At 34.8% G+C, this 19,245-nt stretch carries 15 protein-coding genes; 6 read left to right on the forward strand and 9 right to left on the reverse strand.

The window, feature by feature from the left end; translation table 11 throughout:
- The first annotated feature begins 18 nt into the window (after window positions 1-18).
- The 3 genes from ACH2CJ_RS05510 to ACH2CJ_RS05520 are packed head-to-tail and all read left to right on the forward strand — an operon-like array spanning window position 19 to window position 4,597.
- Window positions 19-2,439 (forward strand): TonB-dependent receptor domain-containing protein, encoded by a 2,421-nt coding sequence (locus tag ACH2CJ_RS05510; protein WP_394991244.1) that lies wholly within the window; start codon window positions 19-21, stop codon window positions 2,437-2,439.
- A 21-nt stretch (window positions 2,440-2,460) separates the two neighbouring features.
- Window positions 2,461-3,522: a DUF4249 domain-containing protein gene (locus ACH2CJ_RS05515; protein ID WP_394991245.1), complete on the forward strand. Its 1,062-nt coding sequence runs from the start codon at window positions 2,461-2,463 to the stop codon at window positions 3,520-3,522.
- 13 nt (window positions 3,523-3,535) lie between these two features.
- A complete protein-coding gene (locus ACH2CJ_RS05520; protein WP_394991246.1) occupies window positions 3,536-4,597 on the forward strand; it encodes a DUF4249 domain-containing protein in 1,062 nt (353 codons plus the stop codon).
- On the opposite strand, the gene ACH2CJ_RS05525 is transcribed toward ACH2CJ_RS05520, so the two are convergent.
- The 4 genes from ACH2CJ_RS05525 to ACH2CJ_RS05540 form a co-directional block, all read right to left on the reverse strand.
- A complete protein-coding gene (locus tag ACH2CJ_RS05525; protein WP_394991247.1) occupies window positions 4,594-4,944 on the reverse strand; it encodes a LytR/AlgR family response regulator transcription factor in 351 nt (116 codons plus the stop codon). The two genes, ACH2CJ_RS05520 and ACH2CJ_RS05525, sit on opposite strands and share 4 nt — an antisense overlap.
- A 147-nt stretch (window positions 4,945-5,091) precedes the next feature.
- A complete protein-coding gene (locus ACH2CJ_RS05530; protein WP_394991248.1) occupies window positions 5,092-6,960 on the reverse strand; it encodes a sensor histidine kinase in 1,869 nt (622 codons plus the stop codon).
- Window positions 6,961-7,071: 111 nt separating this feature from the next.
- Complete coding sequence (locus ACH2CJ_RS05535) at window positions 7,072-8,985, reverse strand: histidine kinase (protein WP_394991249.1); 1,914 nt, start codon at window positions 8,983-8,985, stop codon at window positions 7,072-7,074.
- Between the two features lie 96 nt (window positions 8,986-9,081).
- Window positions 9,082-9,825 carry a LytR/AlgR family response regulator transcription factor gene (locus ACH2CJ_RS05540; RefSeq protein WP_394991250.1) on the reverse strand — a complete coding sequence of 248 codons (744 nt, stop codon included), beginning with the start codon at window positions 9,823-9,825 and terminating at the stop codon, window positions 9,082-9,084.
- 278 nt (window positions 9,826-10,103) lie between these two features.
- Here ACH2CJ_RS05540 and ACH2CJ_RS05545 point away from each other — a divergent pair, with 278 nt between their 5' ends.
- Window positions 10,104-11,387: a citrate synthase gene (locus tag ACH2CJ_RS05545; protein WP_394991251.1), complete on the forward strand. Its 1,284-nt coding sequence runs from the start codon at window positions 10,104-10,106 to the stop codon at window positions 11,385-11,387.
- A 149-nt stretch (window positions 11,388-11,536) separates the two neighbouring features.
- Here the strand turns inward: ACH2CJ_RS05545 and ACH2CJ_RS05550 are convergent, their stop codons facing one another.
- Window positions 11,537-12,160, reverse strand: coding sequence for a riboflavin synthase (locus ACH2CJ_RS05550; protein ID WP_394991252.1), 624 nt, complete (start codon window positions 12,158-12,160; stop codon window positions 11,537-11,539).
- A gap of 116 nt (window positions 12,161-12,276) precedes the next feature.
- Here ACH2CJ_RS05550 and ACH2CJ_RS05555 point away from each other — a divergent pair, with 116 nt between their 5' ends.
- Together ACH2CJ_RS05555 and ACH2CJ_RS05560 are read left to right on the forward strand one after the other, a co-directional pair.
- Window positions 12,277-12,870 carry a DUF1684 domain-containing protein gene (locus ACH2CJ_RS05555; RefSeq protein WP_394991253.1) on the forward strand — a complete coding sequence of 198 codons (594 nt, stop codon included), beginning with the start codon at window positions 12,277-12,279 and terminating at the stop codon, window positions 12,868-12,870.
- 45 nt (window positions 12,871-12,915) lie between these two features.
- Window positions 12,916-15,378, forward strand: a complete 2,463-nt coding sequence (locus ACH2CJ_RS05560; RefSeq protein ID WP_394991254.1) for a zinc-dependent metalloprotease — start codon at window positions 12,916-12,918, stop codon at window positions 15,376-15,378.
- A gap of 63 nt (window positions 15,379-15,441) precedes the next feature.
- Here the strand turns inward: ACH2CJ_RS05560 and ACH2CJ_RS05565 are convergent, their stop codons facing one another.
- From ACH2CJ_RS05565 to ACH2CJ_RS05580, 4 genes are all read right to left on the reverse strand, one after another.
- Window positions 15,442-16,257, reverse strand: a complete 816-nt coding sequence (locus ACH2CJ_RS05565; protein WP_394991255.1) for a DUF3298 and DUF4163 domain-containing protein — start codon at window positions 16,255-16,257, stop codon at window positions 15,442-15,444.
- 75 nt (window positions 16,258-16,332) lie between these two features.
- Window positions 16,333-17,655 carry an alpha-L-fucosidase gene (locus tag ACH2CJ_RS05570; protein ID WP_394991256.1) on the reverse strand — a complete coding sequence of 441 codons (1,323 nt, stop codon included), beginning with the start codon at window positions 17,653-17,655 and terminating at the stop codon, window positions 16,333-16,335.
- Window positions 17,656-17,682: 27 nt separating this feature from the next.
- Entirely contained in the window at window positions 17,683-18,417 is a 735-nt protein-coding gene (locus ACH2CJ_RS05575) for a class I SAM-dependent methyltransferase (RefSeq protein ID WP_394991257.1), read from the reverse strand.
- Between the two features lie 288 nt (window positions 18,418-18,705).
- Complete coding sequence (locus ACH2CJ_RS05580; RefSeq protein WP_394991258.1) at window positions 18,706-19,239, reverse strand: DsrE family protein; 534 nt, start codon at window positions 19,237-19,239, stop codon at window positions 18,706-18,708.
- Window positions 19,240-19,245 lie beyond the last annotated feature (6 nt).

The raw sequence follows: 19,245 nt of genomic DNA on the forward strand, positions 1-19,245 counted from the left end.
AAAATATCAATAATTTTTATGAAAAAAGCTATATTGGGGAGCATTAGTTTTCTTTTTTTCTTTTTAAGTCTCTCATTATCAGTTACTTACGCACAACGAAAATTTACGCTTTCAGGAGTAATTCGACAAACGAGTAATGAAAAACCGTTGCCCAGAGCAGCCATTTATGTAGATGAAACAGGATATGGTTCACTGTCTGATACACTGGGGCGATACCAAATTTTGATTCCAAAAGGTGCTTTCAATATTACAGTTACGTATCAAGGTTTTTTTACGAAACATCAACGAGTCGATATTGATAATAATTTAATTCTGGATATTTTGATGGACGAAAAAGCCAATGATTTGGAAGAAGTGGTGGTTTCGGCAAATAGTGCTGCTCAGAATGTGAAGCGTTTAGAGACAGGCGTTACAAATTTAAGTATTAAAAATATCAAAAAATTACCAACGCTTTTGGGCGAATTAGACATTATCAAAAGCCTTTTCTCATTACCTGGGGTAGCAAGCGTGGGCGAAGGCTCTTCGGGTTTTAATGTTAGAGGTGGAAATGTGGATCAAAACCTTATTTTGATGGACAACGCACCCATTTTTAATGCTTCGCATTTGATGGGTTTTTTCTCAGTTTTTAATCCTGATGCTTTGCGAGATATTAATTTTTATCGAGGAGGTATTCCCGCACAATATGGCGGACGAACGGCTTCGGTGCTTAATATCAATTTGAAAGATGCCAATGCTCAACAATTTTCTATATCGGGTGGCGTGGGCTTAGTTAGTAGCCGACTGATGATTGAAGCTCCTATAGTTAAAGACCGAATGTCATTTTTTGTGGCAAGTCGCTTTTCTTATGTTGGCTATTTGTTTAAGTTAATACCTCAACAAAATATTAAAGATACTAAGGCAGATTTTTATGATATTACAGCGAAACTTGAGTTTCGGCCCACAAAGAAAGATAAAATAGCTTTTACTGGTTTCACGGGTTTCGATAAATTTAAAGTGGCAGGCGACTCATTGGCAAATCTTGAAGTAAATGCCTCATCTTCTCTTTTTGATTGGCGAACAACCAATGCTACACTTGCGTGGGTTCATTCACATAATGCTAAATTTACCTCAAAAGTGTCAGCAGTTTACAGTAGTTACGATGCCAATATTGTCAATCCCGACTCGGCTTTGGCTTTTAAGTTAGCTTCCAATATTGTTTACAAAAACATCAAAGCCGATTTTAACTATTTACCTTTCGACAAACAAAAAATAGACTTTGGCATAAGTGCCATTGATTACCAGATTCAACCTGGAAAATTAAGTCCTGATAGTCCTGCTTCACAAATCAATCCTGTTACTCTACGCAACGAAAGTGCCTTAGAGTCAGCCATTTATGCCAATGATGAGATAGAAATAACAAAAAAGTTTTCGATTTTGGTAGGTTTACGCTATTCTTATTTTGGTAATAAAGGAAGGGGGTATAGCTTTAAATACCAAGATGGTTTACCGAAAAGTAAAGAAACGATTGTTGATTCAACATTGAATGGAAAAGGTTTTTCGCAGGCTTATGGAGGTTTAGAACCACGTTTTTCGGCAAAATATTCTTTGAATGACAATGCTTCCATCAAGTTTAGTTTGAACCGAATGAGGCAATACATTCAGTTGATTTCGAATACGACTGCTGCTTTGCCAACGGCTCGTTGGAAGTCGTCGGACAATTACATGAAACCACAAATTGCTGACCAAATTTCGATTGGTTATTTTCAAAATTTGCAGGATAATAAAATTGAAGCTTCGATAGAGTTTTTCTATAAGAAACTAACAAATGTTAGCGATTATAAAGATGGAGCGAATCTGTTGCTTGATAAATTTCCAGAAGCGTCTATTCTACAAGGAATTGGAAGAGCTTATGGGGCAGAGCTATATATCAAGAAAAATATTGGTTTGATTACTGGTTGGTTGAGTTATACGTACTCACAAACCGAGTTTTTGGTAAAAGGCGAACATGAAGAAGAAACAATTAATAATGGCAAATATTTTCCACCAAATTATAATAAACCACATATTTTGAACTTGATTGCAAGTTATCAGGCAACCAAACGTTTATCTTTTTCAACCAATTTTACTTATAGCACGGGTCGCCCAATTACGTATCCTACTGCCAAGATTTATGTGGGCGGTTTGGTTGTGCCATATTATGCCAATCGTAACCAAAATAATATTCCAAATTATGTACGCTTAGATTTAGCCATGAATATTGATGCCAATCCTTATAAAACGCAACGTTTCAAAGGCAGCTGGAATTTTTCGGTTTATAATGCACTCAATACCCGCAATGCTTACTCGATTTTCTTCCGAACCAAAAGTCGTTATGTACAATATTACAATCGGGTAGATATTTACAAATTATCAATCTTAGGCTCAATGATTCCTTCGATTTCTTATAATTTTAAATTTTAGCAGATAAAACCCACGACAATAATGAAAATTTTGTTGAAACTATTCCTTTCAATTTTTATTGTAGCACTTGTAGCTTGCGTGGATAGATTTGACCCAAAATTGACGGGGGGAATACCTTATATTATTTTTGAAGGCACGTTGACAGATCAACTTGGCCCACATTATTTTAATTTAAGTTATTCGGCTGGGTATAATAGCAACGAAAGTGTATTTGATAAAACAGTCAATGCAGCAAAAATTTGGATAACTGATGCCAAAAATGTGAGAACAGATTTGATTGATCTAAGCAAAGGGAAATTTAGCACACCCGAAGGTTTTCGTGGACAAATTGGGAATTCATATCAAGTACATATTCAGTTAAGCGATGGAACAAGCTATGCGAGTAAGGCAGAAACCATGAGGTATTCGCCTCCAATAGACAAAGTTTATACCGAATTTAAACTCACAACAACCTTACAACCAAAACATAGAGGAAATTTTAATGTTTACCTTAATGTAAAAGACCCTGCCACCGAGGGAGATTTTTACCGTTGGAAATGGGTGAATTATGAAATAGCAACTTCTTGTGCAAATTACATTGTTACAGGAGATAGACCAAGCATTTTTTATAAAAAATGTTGTGGAGATTGTTGGAATATTAATTCATGTTTGGGCTGTATCAACTTAGCTTCGGATAATTTGGTGAATGGGAAAACGCTACCAAAACAGTTCATTGCTCAAATACCTTTCGATAATATTACATCATATTATATGCTTATTGAGCAAATGAGTTTATCGAGAGAAGCCTATAATTATTGGAAAAGTGTTGATGAACAAGCCAATAATTCGGGAGGTATTTTTGATACTGCATCAGCTACTATTAGAGGCAATATCAAGAATGTAAATGATGAATCTGAAGTAATACTAGGTTATTTTCAAATATCAGCGGTTACGCAAAAAGCTGTTTATATTCAACGAAACAATTTAGGGATATTTCCTTTTGGATTTAATATAGGAGGAAACTATAATTTTGCTACAGAATGTGAAACATGCAAAGAAAGTCCTTATCGCACTTCCAAACGACCACTCAATTGGGTAAATTAGTAAACCAAAATTTATGAAATTATCAGTCAAACTATTGTTATCAATTTTAATTTTCACACTTGTTTCTTGTGTTGATGTTTTCGACCCACAACTTACAGGAAAAAATACCCAAATAGTTTTTGAAGGAACATTGACCGACCAACCAGGGCCCCACTACTTTGTGTTGAGTTTTTCGGCAGGGTATAATAGTCAAGAAAGTGTTTTTGATAGATTTGTTAATGCAGCAAAAGTTTGGATAACTGACGAAAAAAATGTGATTACCAATTTGATAGATTTGAATAGAGGGCAATTTCGAACTCCCGATGGTTTTCGGGGACAAATTGGAAAATCTTATACCTTGCACATTCGTACAAGTGATGGTACTGAATATGCCAGTAATGCCGAAACCATGCGATTTTCGCCCCCAATTGATAAAGTTTATAGCGAATTTAAACTAAATACAGCTCCACGACCAAAATACAGAGGCAATTTTAATGTATATATTGATGTAAAAGACCCCACCACCGAAGGAGATTTCTATCGTTGGAACTGGAAAAACTACCAAAAAGCAAGTAGTTGCGAACTCTATACCGTGCCTCGCACCGACCCGCCAGTGAGGTATTACAAAAAATGCTGTGAAGATTGTTGGAATATCAGGCAATGTATTGGCTGTGTAAAAGTTGCTTCCGATAATTTGGTAAATGGTAGAACGCTCGCCAAACAAAATATTGCTCAGATTCCTTATGACGATACAACTCCCTACTATTTATTGGTCGAACAATTGAGTTTATCGAGAGAAGCCTATAATTTTTGGAAAAGTGTTGATGCCCAAGCCAATAATTCAGGTGGAATTTTTGATACTGCTCCCGCTATGATTAGAGGCAATATCAAAAACCTAAAAGATGCCTCATTTCCCATGCTTGGCTTTTTTCAAGTATCGGCAGTTTCGCAAAAAGTGGCATACATCCAACGAAATGGCGTTGGAATTCAGCCATTTGTTGAGTTAGGCCCAAATTACCCTTTCTTTACTGAATGTGCCGCTTGCATAGAAAGTGCCTATCGTACCACTCGCCGCCCGCTTGAATGGAAAGATTAGTTTGTTCCAAATGTTTTAGCTTTTCTTCTCGAAACAATAATTTTATCGCCCGTAGTAAGGTGAGCAAAATGCTCTTCGCCATTGGTTTCAAAATGCTTTAAATATTGTAGATTTAGCATAAATTTTCGGTGTACACGAGCAAAACACCCTTTTTCTAAAAGTTGTACTTCATGTATTTTTAGGGTGCGTGAAGAAATAACTTTTTTACCACATCGAAGATGAAATTCGGTATAATTTTCAAGGCTACTGAGATATACTACTTCTTCAGGCTGGATACAAGTTTTACCGTGGTCAAACCAAATCATATGTGGGTCGCAAACTAAGGGCTTTGTGTAATATGTTTTCATGGCTATTTTTGGGGAGTTTATTAATATTCCCAAAATTGAGTAGAAAGCATTTACAAAAATAGGTAGATTTAGTATTTGGTAGCTTTGGTTGATATTTGGTAGGTTTGGTTGAGTATTTGGAAATATGAAAGCCTTAAAGAAGGGTTTTTACTCAACTGGTATGTGTATAACTACGCTTGTTCCTTCGGGTTTTCCCGTAGCTGATTTTATGTCTTCAATATCAATTTTAATATATAAATCGTTTGTTTGGCTTAGTAAATTGACTCTTTCATTATTAATACTCATACCCATTGATTGATATTTAGGGGTGTTTTTTCTGAGTAAATATGCTTCATCTCGACCAATACCATTATCTTCAATTGTTATTATTATTTGCTCCGATTGCTCAATCTTCAAAACTAAACGCTTCTTGCCATTCTTATTCATGAGTCCGTGTTTGATAGCATTTTCGATATATGGCTGCAAAAGCATTGGCGGGATTAGAATTTCGTCAGTATTAATATTTGGGTCTAAATGATAGATAAATTCAAAATTATCTTCAAACCGAAGCTGCTCCAACCTAACATAAAGCAAGGTGGTTTCTAGTTCATCTTTTAGTGAAATAAGTTGCTCCTTTGAATATTGTAAAATCGAACGCATCAAGGTTGAAAAATCAGTTAAGTATTCGGCGGCCTCAACCGAACGGTGCGTGAGAATATAACTTTTGATAGAATTCAAACTATTAAACACAAAGTGTGGGTTGATTTGTGAGCGAAGCGTACGAAGCTCAGATTCTTTCACTGCTTTAAATAAAGAATTTTGTTCTTTTTGAAGTTTATAACTTCTAATTCCGATAGCGATTGAGAAGAAAAATACTTCCAAAAGCGTACCAAACACAAACAATATGCTTGGGTCTATTCGGAGTAATACAAAGGGTGTGTTATCGAACCAATGAGTCAGAAAACCTGCCAAGCCCCCAATCATCAAAAAGGTACTTCCAATTTGTATATTTTGAGCAATGCGACCTTTTGCCCGAAAAATCATCACTAATAGAAAAATATTGAGTATTGGAAATATGTTTTGGAAAAGTTCATAAAGCCACATACTCCAATCTAAACGATTGATAATAAACAAGATAGCAATATCTGCAAGTAATATGAAGCTTAAAAATGCAATGACCCATTGAAAGATTTTGGCTATGCGAGGAAATGTTTGATTCAGTTCGAGAAATTCAAAAATGAATAAAAAATAAAAGATATGGGTTAGAAAAACATAGATATTACTATTTCCTGTAAATTTCAATGCAGGCAAATAACTAAAAAATAAATGAAAATATGGTGAATGTTCGAATTCCCAAAGATTAAATAAAGCAATTGAGATTGTGTAAAACCCATAAAATAAATAATATTTTTGACGGTCAAGAATATAAAACATCAACACAAAAAGAGCTACAAAAAACAACACAGAAATCAAAAAACCATAAGCAATAAGGTATATATATTCGTCATAAAATGCCCTGATTTGATGATGATTTTGCCAAAAACGGCTTACTAAAAGTGGTTTAATAACAAATGTCGCTTTAGGATAATCATTGATTTTTATTAGAAACTGATAGACATTCTTTGGTAAAAAACGAATTGGCAAATACTGATCATCAGCTCTAAATAATCGTTGATTTGGCAATAGTTTTTCTTGTGTTTTAACAAGGGTAACTAATTGATTATCAGTTATTTTTAATAAAATAATTGATTGGTGGATACCCGTTGTAAACAGCAAGTCAAGAGTGTCGTTTGTAGGATTTTCGACCGAAATTTTTAGCCAATAATCATAACGATATTCGCTTAAAAAGTTTTTTTGGATAGTGATATCTTTTAAGGCAATAAACTTTTGTTTGTTAACATCTTGCAAAGGCGTTGTTGCTGTCGAATCAACCCAAAGCATAGTTTGATTGGTACAATCTAAAAAGCCAGTTTTCTCTAGTTTCGAATATAGTTTTACTTGTCCAAAAGTTGATTGTGAAATAAGCAATATTGTCAAAAGTCTAAACAGTATCTTTAGTAAAAGACATGGTTTTGATTGAATCAATATATTTATTCCTTTCACCATAAAATAAAAATCAATGTTATTCTAATTTTACTCATTTTACACTCAAACTGGCAAATAAATCACCACTTTTGTGCCGTTGGAACTTCCGTCGTGGAATTTTTTATCAATAATATTGATAGCTATATGCAGGTCATTTGTCAAACTCAACAAGTCTACACGCTCCTTGTTAATACTCATGCCCATTGATTGGTATTTGAGCGAATTTTTTCGGAGCAACGAAGCTTGTTCTCTCCCAATTCCATTATCGTCAATGCTTATAATAATTTGTTCTTTTTCTTCAATCACTCTTAATTTCAAGCTTCTATTTCCTTCTTTATTCATCAAACCATGCTTAATAGCATTTTCGATATAAGGTTGTAAAAGCATGGGTGGAATCAAAATTGTATCAGTGTCAATACCTACTTGAAGATTATAATCAAAAGTAAAATTCTCTTCAAATCTTAGTTTTTCCAATTTTATATAGAGTAGGCTTGTTTCTAACTCATCGGTCAATGAAATAAATTTTTCTTTAGAATGTTGTAAAATCGAACGCATTAAGGTCGAAAAGTCGGTCAAATATTCGGATGCATCTAATGAGCGATGTTGTAAAATATAGCTTTTAATAGAATTTAGGCTATTAAATACAAAATGAGGGTTTATTTGTGAACGCAAAGTACTTGATTCTGACTCTTTTACGGCTTTCATTAAGCGATTTCGCTCACGTTGTGTAAGCCAAGTTTTATAGCCTAAAGCGGTTGAAAAACAAAAAATTTCAATCAAAACCCCAACGTTAAAAGGAATACTCGGAGCTAATCGCATCAATACATTATCGGCAGGTTTTATAAGCAAAAGTTGCTCTAAAAAGCCGTAAATTGCTCCAATCATTAAAATAGTTGAACCAACCTGAATATATCGAACTACGCTTCCTTTTAGTTTAAATATTTCATAAATACCATACAAACCAAATAAAACAATGACTGGCTGGGTCAAAATCCAGACATATCCACCGAGCGAATAATCATGCAAAACAAAATTGATAAATGTATCTATCACTAACAAATTGCCAAGCACATAGCGTACATAAATAAGAATAATTTTACTGAATTTTGGAGCAATTTTGGGTAGTTCGAGGAATTCATTAATGAATAAATTATAAAATATATTGGTGAGAAGCAGATAAGTGTTGTTGTTCGAAGAAAATTTTAGCCAAGGCAAAAAACTGAAAAATATTTGCGTATAAGGCGAATGTTCGATTGCCCAAAAAGAGAAAAGTAGCAAAAAAATCAAGTATAATGAGTAATAAATATAATACTTTTTTCGCTCGACAGAAAATAAAATCAGCACATAGGTTGCTATAAAAAAAAGTACCGAAACATAAAATCCATCTTGTACCAAATAAAAATATTCATCAAAAAAAGCTCGAACTTTATCTTCGTATTCCCAACCATAACTAACAAACTTAGGTACTAATCTGAAATATAATTGAGGGTGTTCGGTTACTTTTACGAGAAATTGATATGTCTGTTTTGGCTCGAAAATCAGCGGTATATATTGCTCATCAAATCGGTAAGGACGCTCATCGGGAAGCCATTCTTGGCGAGCAATTTGTATTTTCTGATAACTACCAGTTGTTTTTCTAAAAACTACCATACTTTTATGCGTTCCTGTTGTAAACAAGACGTTTATAAGCGAATCAGTAGGATTTTGTACGGTTAATTTTAACCAAAAAGTATAGTTATTATAAACAAATGAAATTTGATGGAACTCAAAATTAGTTAGTTGTTTAAATACTTGCTTATCAATATCTTCTATTTGTAATTTACTGGTAGAATCAATAAAAAGTACGGTGTTTTTCGAACCATTGATGAAGCCTTCATCATTCAGTTTTTGAGAAAGAATAATTGCATCAGTTTTTTGAGCAAAACTGATGGTCAGACCAAGTAATTGGTTTAATATAAAGAGGAGAAATAACTTCAATTTAGTTCCGAATGGCTGAGTTTTTTATTTTCTGGATGAGTTTTGAATATAAAAAATTATGTTGCAGATTCTGAGAGTAATTGAACAACTCAGAACTCATCTAACCAAGTCCATCAGTTTTATACGATTAGCTCGTGAAACCTGCAAACTGACCCCATTATTCATTACAACGTAGCCACCTTCGCCTTTTACATATTTTTTTATATAGGCAAAATTGACCAAATAAGATTGATGGATTCGCACAAAAGGATGGTTGGACAATAGAGATTCCAAGTCTTTGAGCGTGCGAGAAATCAAGATTTTTTCTTTATTCGCCATATAGATTCTCGAATAATTACCATCAGCTTCGGCATAGATAATATCAATAATCGAAATAAATTCCAAGCCTTCAGCAGTTGGCACGGCAATATTGGGTTTATGATGTACGCCCCCTCGCATATTTGCTAAAAGTAAATCTAAATTTTGCAAATCAACTTGTTTGTGCTGTTTTTGTCGAACCTTATCTACTGCCCGAATCAATTTATCTTTCGAGACTGGTTTTAACAAATAATCAATGGCACAAAACTCAAAAGCAGTCAGAGCAAAGGCATCATAAGCCGTACAAAAAATAACTTCAAAATTGATTTTTGGAATTTTAAGTAAAAAATCAAAACCGTTAATTTGAGGCATACTGATGTCCAAAAAAATCATATCAGGCAACTGTGTTTCTAATACCTCAAAGGCTTTTTCGGCTGACTGGCACTTTGCCAAAACTTTCACATCGGGACAATAAGTTTGGAGTTCAATTTCGAGTGTATCCAGACAACCTTTTTCGTCGTCAATTAAGATTGCGGTAAGCATAGTTCGGCTATTTTCTGAAAAGTGAATCTACACATATTTCTTTAAAATATGAAATCATCGATAAAAACTAAACTTTTTTAGTTGATGAGAGGTTATAAAAGTATTAGAATTTGCTTAAAAACAAGCTAAATTAAAACCTCAATATTAAATCATTGTTGTTACAACAAATATTTTTCGGCAGATGATAGATTTTGGACTTTTTTTACTATTATTGTCACCGAATTACAAAATAATTCATCAGCAAATTCAGTAATTACAAAATAATTTTAATGTTTCTTATGGCTGGTACAGCAGAGATAATACTTGACGGTAAAACATACCAATATCCAACCATCGAAGGTTCGGAAGGTGAAAAAGCAATTGATATTGCCAAGCTCCGTGACGAAACGAGCTACATAACTATTGATAGTGGCTATAAAAATACTGGTGCAACCAAAAGTGCCATTACGTTTTTAGATGGAGAATTAGGAATCCTACGTTATCGTGGTTATTCGATAGAAGACCTTGCCGAAAAAGCTAATTTTCTGGAAGTTGCTTATTTGCTTATTTATGGAGAACTGCCAAACAAAGAGCAATATAATAAATTTGAGAACGATATTCGTACCCACACCATGGTAAACGAAGATATGCGTAGAATTTTTGATGGCTTTCCAGTAAATGCTCATCCAATGGGCGTAATGTCGTCGTTGGTAAGTGCGATGAGTGGTTTTTACCCAGATTCGTATGATGACAAAGCTCCTGACCGTACAGAATTACATATTATTCGTTTGTTAGCAAAGTTCCCAACTTTGGCAACATGGTGCTATAAAAAATCGCACGGACATCCTATCAACTACCCAAAAAACTCATTGGATTATTGCTCGAATTTCTTGAGTATGATGTTTTCATTGCCAGTAGAAGATTATCATGTTGACCCAGTTGTTTCGGCAGCAATTAATAAATTATTGATACTTCATGCCGACCACGAGCAAAACTGTTCAACTTCAACAGTACGTTTGGTAGGTTCGTCTAAAGCAAATATATATTCGTCAATTTCGGCTGGAATTTCGGCACTTTGGGGCCCACTTCATGGTGGAGCAAACCAAGAAGTGATAGAAATGTTGGAAGAAATCAAAGCAGATGGTGGCGATGTTATGAAATTTGTAAACAAAGCAAAAGACAAAAATTCAGGCTTCCGCTTGATGGGTTTTGGACATAGAGTTTACAAAAATTTCGACCCACGTGCTAAAATCATCAAAAAAGCTGCCGATGATATTTTAGCTAAATTGGGAGTAAATGACCCAGTTTTGGAAATTGCCAAAGGCTTGGAAGAAGCTGCTTTGCATGATGATTATTTTGTTTCCAGAAAATTATATCCAAACGTAGATTTTTATTCAGGAATCATTTATCGTGCCTTAGGAATCCCTACCAATATGTTTACTGTAATGTTTGCAATTGGTCGTTTGCCAGGCTGGATTGGTCAGTGGAAAGAAATGAGAGCTAACAAAGAGCCAATCGGTCGCCCACGTCAGATATACACAGGTGCAACTTTACGTCCGTTTGTTCCGATAGAAAATCGGTAGATAGGCTTTTAGTTATCAGTAAATAGTTACAAATTGTTTTGGTTAGAAAAAATTGACTGTCAATTTTTGCCGAAAAAGACACAAAAAATGGAAGTATTCTTGCTTCCATTTTTTGTGTTTAAAATCCTTACCAATCATCAGTTATAAAATTATCTTTTCGCCAAAATTCTTTGCATATATTTCCCTAAAATATCAAATTCTAAGTTTACTATACTTCCTACCGTCAATTGATGAAAATTGGTGTGCTCCCAAGTATAAGGAATAATGGCTACACTAAAACCATTATCTTTTGAATTAACAACCGTCAAACTCACACCATTGACACAAATTGACCCTTTTTCTACCGTAATATTATTGCTCGAAATATCGTATTCAAACGAAATTAGCCAGCTACCATTTTGGTTTTCAATGGCAGTGCAAATACCTGTTTGGTCAACGTGCCCTTGTACAATATGCCCATCAAAACGTCCATGGGCGGGCATACAGCGTTCAAGATTGATTTTGTCGCCGATTTTTAATTTTCCTAAATTAGTCTTTTTCAAAGTTTCATCAATGGCAGTAACTTTATAGAATGATGAATAATTTTCTGTTGATAATTGACTATTGTTGACTGACTCTAAACTGATAACTGTCAAACAAACGCCATTGTGTGACACACTTTGGTCAATTTTGAGTTCGTGAGCGATGGCTGATTCAAAAGTGAAAGTTAGGTTTGTGCCCTCTGTTTCAATAGTGATCACTTTTGCTACTGATTCTATGATTCCTGTAAACATGAATTTTGTTTTTTGAGGTGCGAATAACGTAAATTCAGTTGTGAAAAAGAATAGTTTTTGTGTAAATTTACTAAAAAGTAACGTTTCTGAAATTTTAATAGAAAACAGCAATCACAATGTTTAAAAACAAATTTTTTGTAATTATTTTCATTTTTGGCATATTCGGAATTATATTCTATTCGCTGAGTAGTTCTGAAAGTTATCTCGAAACTGTCGTAAAACAAAGAGCAACATTCGAGCAAAACTTAATGCAAGAAAAAGATTCCCCCATAAAAAATTTAAAAGATTTTTCGGGAATTAAATATTTTGAAGCAGATAAAAACTTTATAGTTGATGCTGATTTTAAGGCTATTGCCTCATCAGAAAAAGGAATGATTTTGATGACCGACAGCACACAAAGTGAAATGAAAAAGGCAGGGAATGTCACTTTTTCGATTGATGGAAAATCGTTTACTTTAAGCCTTTTTGACGAGGGAGACATCTTTCTATTACCATTTAGAGATTTGACAAATGGCAAGGAAACCTACGGTGGCGGACGTTTCATTAATATTAATAAGGATAAATTGCAAGCCAATAAAATTGAAATAGATTTTAATAATGCCCACAATTTTTACTGTGCATACAACGAAAATTTTATATGTCCGATTCCTCCAAAAGAAAATTTTGTGGGTGTCACAATTAGAGCGGGGGAGAAGAAGTATAAGGAGTAATATTCTAACATCAAACCAATTCATCAAACAAAACCGAAAAAATCAATGAAAAAACACTTTATTAAAACATTTATCTTGTTGTTTATCAGTATTTTAGCTTTTTCGCAAGACCTAAAAACCATCGAAATATTTACTGCTGGAATGGAGAAAAAGGAAGGTTTCCTAAATTTTTACTGGAATGCAAAAGATGGTAAAATTTGGCTTGAAATTGATAAATTTGATACTGAATTACTATATTATTCATCGTTGGCACAAGGTGTCGGTTCGAATGACATTGGTCTTGACCGAGGGAAATTGGGGCAAGAGCATGTTGTGAAATTTCAGCGTTTGGGTAATAAAATCTTAATGATTGAACCAAATTATGCTTATAGAGCTATTTCAAATGACCCTTTAGAAAAGCGTGCGGTTGACGAATCTTTTGCTAAATCAGTGCATTTTGGTTTTGAAATAAAAGCTGAAAGTAATGGAAAAGTTTTGGTTGATTTGACACCTTTCTTATTGCAAGATGCAGTTGGTGCAGCTCAAGATATTACTCGTACTAAACAAGGGAATTATAGATTGGATGCTTCAAGAAGTGCAATTTATTTGCCTCGCTCAAAAAGTTTTCCTAAAAATACAGAGTTTGAAACAATCATTACACTTACTGGTGAAAATACAGGGCAGTACCTCAGAGAAGTTGTGCCTACAGCTGGGATCGTAACGATGAATCAGCACCATTCTTTTGTAGAATTGCCAGATTTGACTAAAAACGAGTTCAAAGCTAGAGAATTTGACCCACGAATTGGCTACGGCGGTATAGAATATTTTGATTATGCAACGCCTATCAGTCAGCCAATTATGAAACGTTATGTTTCTCGCCATCGCTTAAAAAAGAAAGACCCAACTTCGATTATGAGTGAGGCAGTTGAGCCCATTGTCTATTTTATGGACCCAGGAGCTCCCGAACCTATTCGTTCGGCTTTGATGGAAGGTGCAGCTTGGTGGAATCAGGCATACGAAGCAGCTGGTTATAAAGATGCTTTTCAAGTGAAATTGCTCCCAGCCGATGCCGACCCGATGGATATTCGTTATAATTTGATTCAATGGGTGCATCGAAGTACGCGTGGTTGGTCTTATGGTGCGAGTGTCATTGACCCTCGAACAGGCGAAATTTTGAAAGGAAAAGTAACTTTAGGTTCATTGCGTGTTCGTCAAGATTTTCTGATTGCACAAGGTTTCCTTGGCAATTACGAAACAGATTCCTCGAAAGTAAAAGAAATTACGCAAATGTCAATCGATCGATTGAAGCAATTAGCAGCCCACGAGGTTGGTCATACTTTAGGATTACCCCACAACTATATTTCGAGCATTGCGGGACGTGCTTCGGTTATGGATTATCCACATCCATTGGTTGATTATGCCAATGGGAAATTTGATTTATCTCGTGCTTACGCCATGGGAATCGGTGATTATGACAAGGCTTCAATAATATGGGGTTACCAAGATTTTCCTTCAAATGTTAACGAAAAAGTAGAATTAGAGAAAATTGTACATAATACTCTTCGCAAAGGTTTACGTTTCTTGACAGACCAAGATGCTCGTCCAGAAGGTTCGGTGAGTCCGACTACGCATTTGTGGGACAATGGTGCTGACCCGATTACGGAACTAAAAAGAGTGATGGAATTACGTAGAATTGCTTTGAGAGATTTTACCGAAAAGAAGATTACAAAGGCAACTCCAATGGCAAATTTGGAAGAAGTTTTAGTGCCAATGTATATGTACCATCGTTTTCAGGTGGAAGCTACGTCAAAGGTTTTGGGCGGAGCAGATTACAATTTTGCTTTACGTGGCGATGGACAAATGGTTTATGAGCCAGTGCCAGCTATTAAGCAGCGTGAGGCATTTAGTGCTCTGATGAGTACACTCACGGCTGAGTTTTTAGCTGTACCAGACCATATTTTAAAGATGATTCCTCCAAGAGCATTTAGATTTGAAGCCAATCCAAGAGAAACTTTCAAGCGTCATACAGGACTTGCCTTCGACCCACTTGCTCCTGCCGAAGCTGCCGCAGGTTTGACATTGAGAATGATACTAAATCCTGAGCGTTGTTCGAGATTGATAAGTCAGAAAGTGCTGAAATCGGATTTGCCAACTTTTGCCGAAATTTCGAGCGAAATGACCAAAAAACTATGGAAAAAAACAGGAATGTTTAGTAATAATAGTTATTACGCTCAAATTGACCGAATGGTAGCCATGCAGTTTCTTGACCAATTAATGAAACTTGCCAATAATAAAGAAACAACAATGGATGTAAGGTCTAATGCTTACGGAGCGATTGATGACATTAAAAGTTGGATAAAATTTTCAAATGTTGATGGAGCTGGTTTTGCTCGATTGACCTTATTGAAAATAAAGCAATTTGAAGAAAACCCAGAAGCGACAATTTCATCGACTGCACTTACACCGCCTGATGGCCAGCCAATTGACTCAGGTTATGACTGGTTGGAAGCTGAGTGTGATTGGAAGTAAAAAAAGTGTGCTGTATAAAAACGGCGTTTCAAAATTCTTTGAAACGCCGTTTTTATATAAAATTTACCTAATTTCTTTCCTCGCAATTGCTCCTAATTCTTGCCAAGTCAAATCAAAACTAATTGAACCATAGGCGTATGCCGCAGCTTCATAAGGATTATATAAAAACACTAAACCATTTTTTGTAACCGCAATATTGGTAGGTAAAAAGAATGGACTTCCCCAGAAATAGTCAGTTTTGTTAAACTCAAAATTATTGTCTTTGGTAAATGCCTTTTGTGTTTTTTCAAATTTCAATTCTGCAATTTTCTTCAAAGCTGTCGTGTCCGAAACAATATCGGTCAGTTTGAGTAAATCGCCCGTTTGGGCATTAAAATTCAAATAAGTTATATTTGAGTTGCCGTGAGCTCCACCAGTAAATGTAAAAACTTGATAATAAATAGAAATAACTTTGGGCGAAATCAGAAGCGTATCACCTGTGCCATCGTAGTCCCAACCAATTGAAGCTTGGTCCACATTTTCTTTTGCCAAGTCTTCAAATTCTTTTAAAAACCCTCTGGCGAGTGCTTCAATCGAACCTGTTTTTGTTGTTTGAACGGTATCATCCATGCTAAACATCTGGTCTTTAACCATTTGCTCAATTTGAGTGTTTATTTTTGTCATCACAGCCTCATCACCACCCGAAAGTTTTGGATAATTGATGGAAATGCTCGAAATCGTAGTATCCCCTTCTTTAGAAATCATTGGCGGTGATTCGAGTTTATAGGTAATGCTATCAACTTTGATAGTTGCAGCAGTTTCTGTTGTTTGAGTGTCTTTGGTGCTTTGACAAGCCATAAAAACAGTTGAGCATAAAAATAATAGGAAGAGGTTTTTCATTAACATTTGGTTTTAAATTTATGGGAAGTAATTCGAAAATTATTGATAATAACTCCAATTTGAGCAACTGAGGTATTACTCAGGTGTACTATACAATTCTACTTTAGAAATAATGGGTTTGGCAAAAGCCTCATCAAATGCAATTCTGAATTCTTTTGCGGTAGTTTTTTGAAAATAAACAATTTTTTTATTCCCAATAGTACTTGCAGAAGTTACATTTTTCCACGTACCATTTTCTTTTACTTGAATGAAAAACTTCTTTACTCGTTGTCCATAGCGAATATATTCTTTTATTACCAAACAATTGAAAGTTTGAGGTTTAGTTAGTGTTATATCGTAAGTATCTTTGCTGAAATTCTTCGTAAATGTTCCAACCGTTAATAAATTATTCTTGAAATACTCTCCTCTTAGTTTTTTGAAATCCATCAATGCTTTTTCATCATTTTCGTGAATTAGCCCACGGCTATCAACAGGGAGATTTAACAAAAGATTAGAGCCACGGCCAACAGATTTGTTCCAAATATTCATTAAATCTTTATCAGTTTTTACTTTCTTGTCTTCATTTTTATGATAAAACCAACCTGGACGAATTGAAACGTCACATTCGGCTGGAATCCAGTGTGTGCCGTGTTCGTCTCCTACATTGAGATGTGCAGGTTTGTCATAAGCAGGGAAAAGTTCATTTCCGTTAATGGTATTCCAGTTAGTTTCTCCTGCAAAACCATTCTCGTTGCCTACCCAACGAATATCAGGTCCTGCATCGCTGAAAATTAGGGCATGAGGTTGGTAAGTTCTGACGGTTTTATTGAATAGTGGGAAATCATAGACTTGTTTTTTGCCATTTGGACCTTCACCATTTGCTCCATCAAACCAAACTTCAAACAAATTGCCATATAGAGTTGTCACTTCTTTAAGCATATTTACATATACTTGGTTGTATTCGGGCGTGCCATAAGCTGGGTGATTTCTGTCCCATGGAGAAATATAAATGCCCATTTTCAAGCCATATTCTTTGCAAGCTGCCGATAATTCCTTCAAAATGTCGCCTTTGCCTGCCTTCCATTTTGATTCTCTCACGGTATGCTTAGAATATTTACTTGGATACAACGCAAAGCCGTCGTGGTGTTTAGCAGTAATAATAATGCCTTTCATTCCAGCCGCCTTGCAGATTCTTGCCCATTGACGACAGTCCAATTGTTTAGGGTTGAAAATCTCTTCTTTTTCAGTGCCATCGCCCCATTCTTTATCTGTAAAAGCATTAGGTCCGAAATGAATAAAAGCATAATATTCTAATTTATGCCAATTAAGTTGGTCGGTCGAGGGAGTAACTCCGTAGGGTTTTGGTGTTTGGGCAAAAATAGAATTTGCTAAAAAGCAAAAGAGAATAATTTTTTTCATGAATGATTATAGTTGGATTATTGTAGGTTATTTGTGTGCTGAAAAGCCAATTAATGGTGGGTCGTTAAAAAAAACGTCCCAATATTCAGTGTCGCTTACTTTTTCATCTAAAAAGGGGCCCTCCCACTGGAAGTTTTTGAAACCTGATGCTAAAAAGCAATCTTCGTAAGTTTTCGGACTTAGATAATAATTATTAAAACTAAACTCTGTACCATCGGTATTATAAATGACATACCTAACGAAATCACCTTCTTCTCTTGTTGAGGTACTTTCTTTTATAAAACCATATTCTTTATAATTGGCATAATTTTTTAGATTATTCATCGGATTATCATTAAAACCGATGAGTTTGCCATTCGGTTTTAAATTTGTGTATATCGCTTCGCACATCTGTAATAACTCTTCTTTGTTTCGAGCATAATTTAGTAAATACATGCACATAACGACATCAAAATCGTCAATTTTTCCCAAATTTAGGGCATCATTTACTAAATACTGGCATCCAATCGGATTTTTCCTTTCTTCTTCTTCTGCCAATTTTATCATTTCTGCTGATAAATCTAAGCCAATAATTGTAGATGCACCCAATTGTTTTATTTTTCGAGTATAAATACCTTCTCCACAAGCCAAGTCTAATACTTTTTTGCCAAAAATATCGCCTGTTAATTTTAAAAGCGTGTATTCTTCAATACATTTTCTGAACCCCAACTGCTTGGAGTTTTTGTACTGCTCGGCTATTTTATCGTAAGAGTTATCATTCATGGCTTTCTTTGTTAAGGGTTGATTTTTTGAAAGAGTTGTAAAGTTTAACTATTAATTTAACAGCTCACAAATATAACAGACAACTTTTTAATTAAATATAGTAGGGATTTTAAAAACTTCAATTTGATAATTTAGCCAATTGAAAATCTAAAAAATTACATTCGCTTTATAATTTCCAAAATTGATTGCATTTCAAATTTTAATAAAAGGTAACCAATTTCTACAAAAAAGACGTTGCACCGAAATTTCATTGATGCAACGTCTTTATAAAATCGTTTTTGAATTTTTTTACGGCAATATCAAAGCATAACCCATATTCTGAAAAGTAGTAAAAGTAATCAATGCCGATTGTGCTACTTTAATATTTTCATTGCGTGGTTCATCTACCATTTTTCTTGCACGAAGCGACTGCCCGCACACATAAAAACGCACACCATTTTTTGCTAATTCATTGATTAAAAAAGTATTAGGATTAGCTACACCAAACTTTTTCTTATAAGCCTCATCTGTCATAATATAAGGAGTTCCTGTAAAATGGAAGACGGCAACTACCGATAAATTTTCTCTCGGAATACCTGCATCAATATGTAAATTTACCAAACGGGCCAATTTGTCAAGACTTGAATTAATCGAATCGGGCTTATCAGATGCCTTTGAGAGGTCAACAATGATTTTGTATTCCATCTTTTTATCAGCCACTGGGCTTGCCTCTGGCACATCAAACATTCCACCGCCACTTTTAATGACAGGAAATTTCTTTTGTTGAGCAAAAACTATGTGTCCAAAAAGGGAAAAGAAACAGATAATAAGTAGCTTTTTCATTTTTAT

This window comes from Emticicia sp. (assembly GCF_043780375.1).
GTDB lineage: Bacteria > Bacteroidota > Bacteroidia > Cytophagales > Spirosomataceae > Emticicia.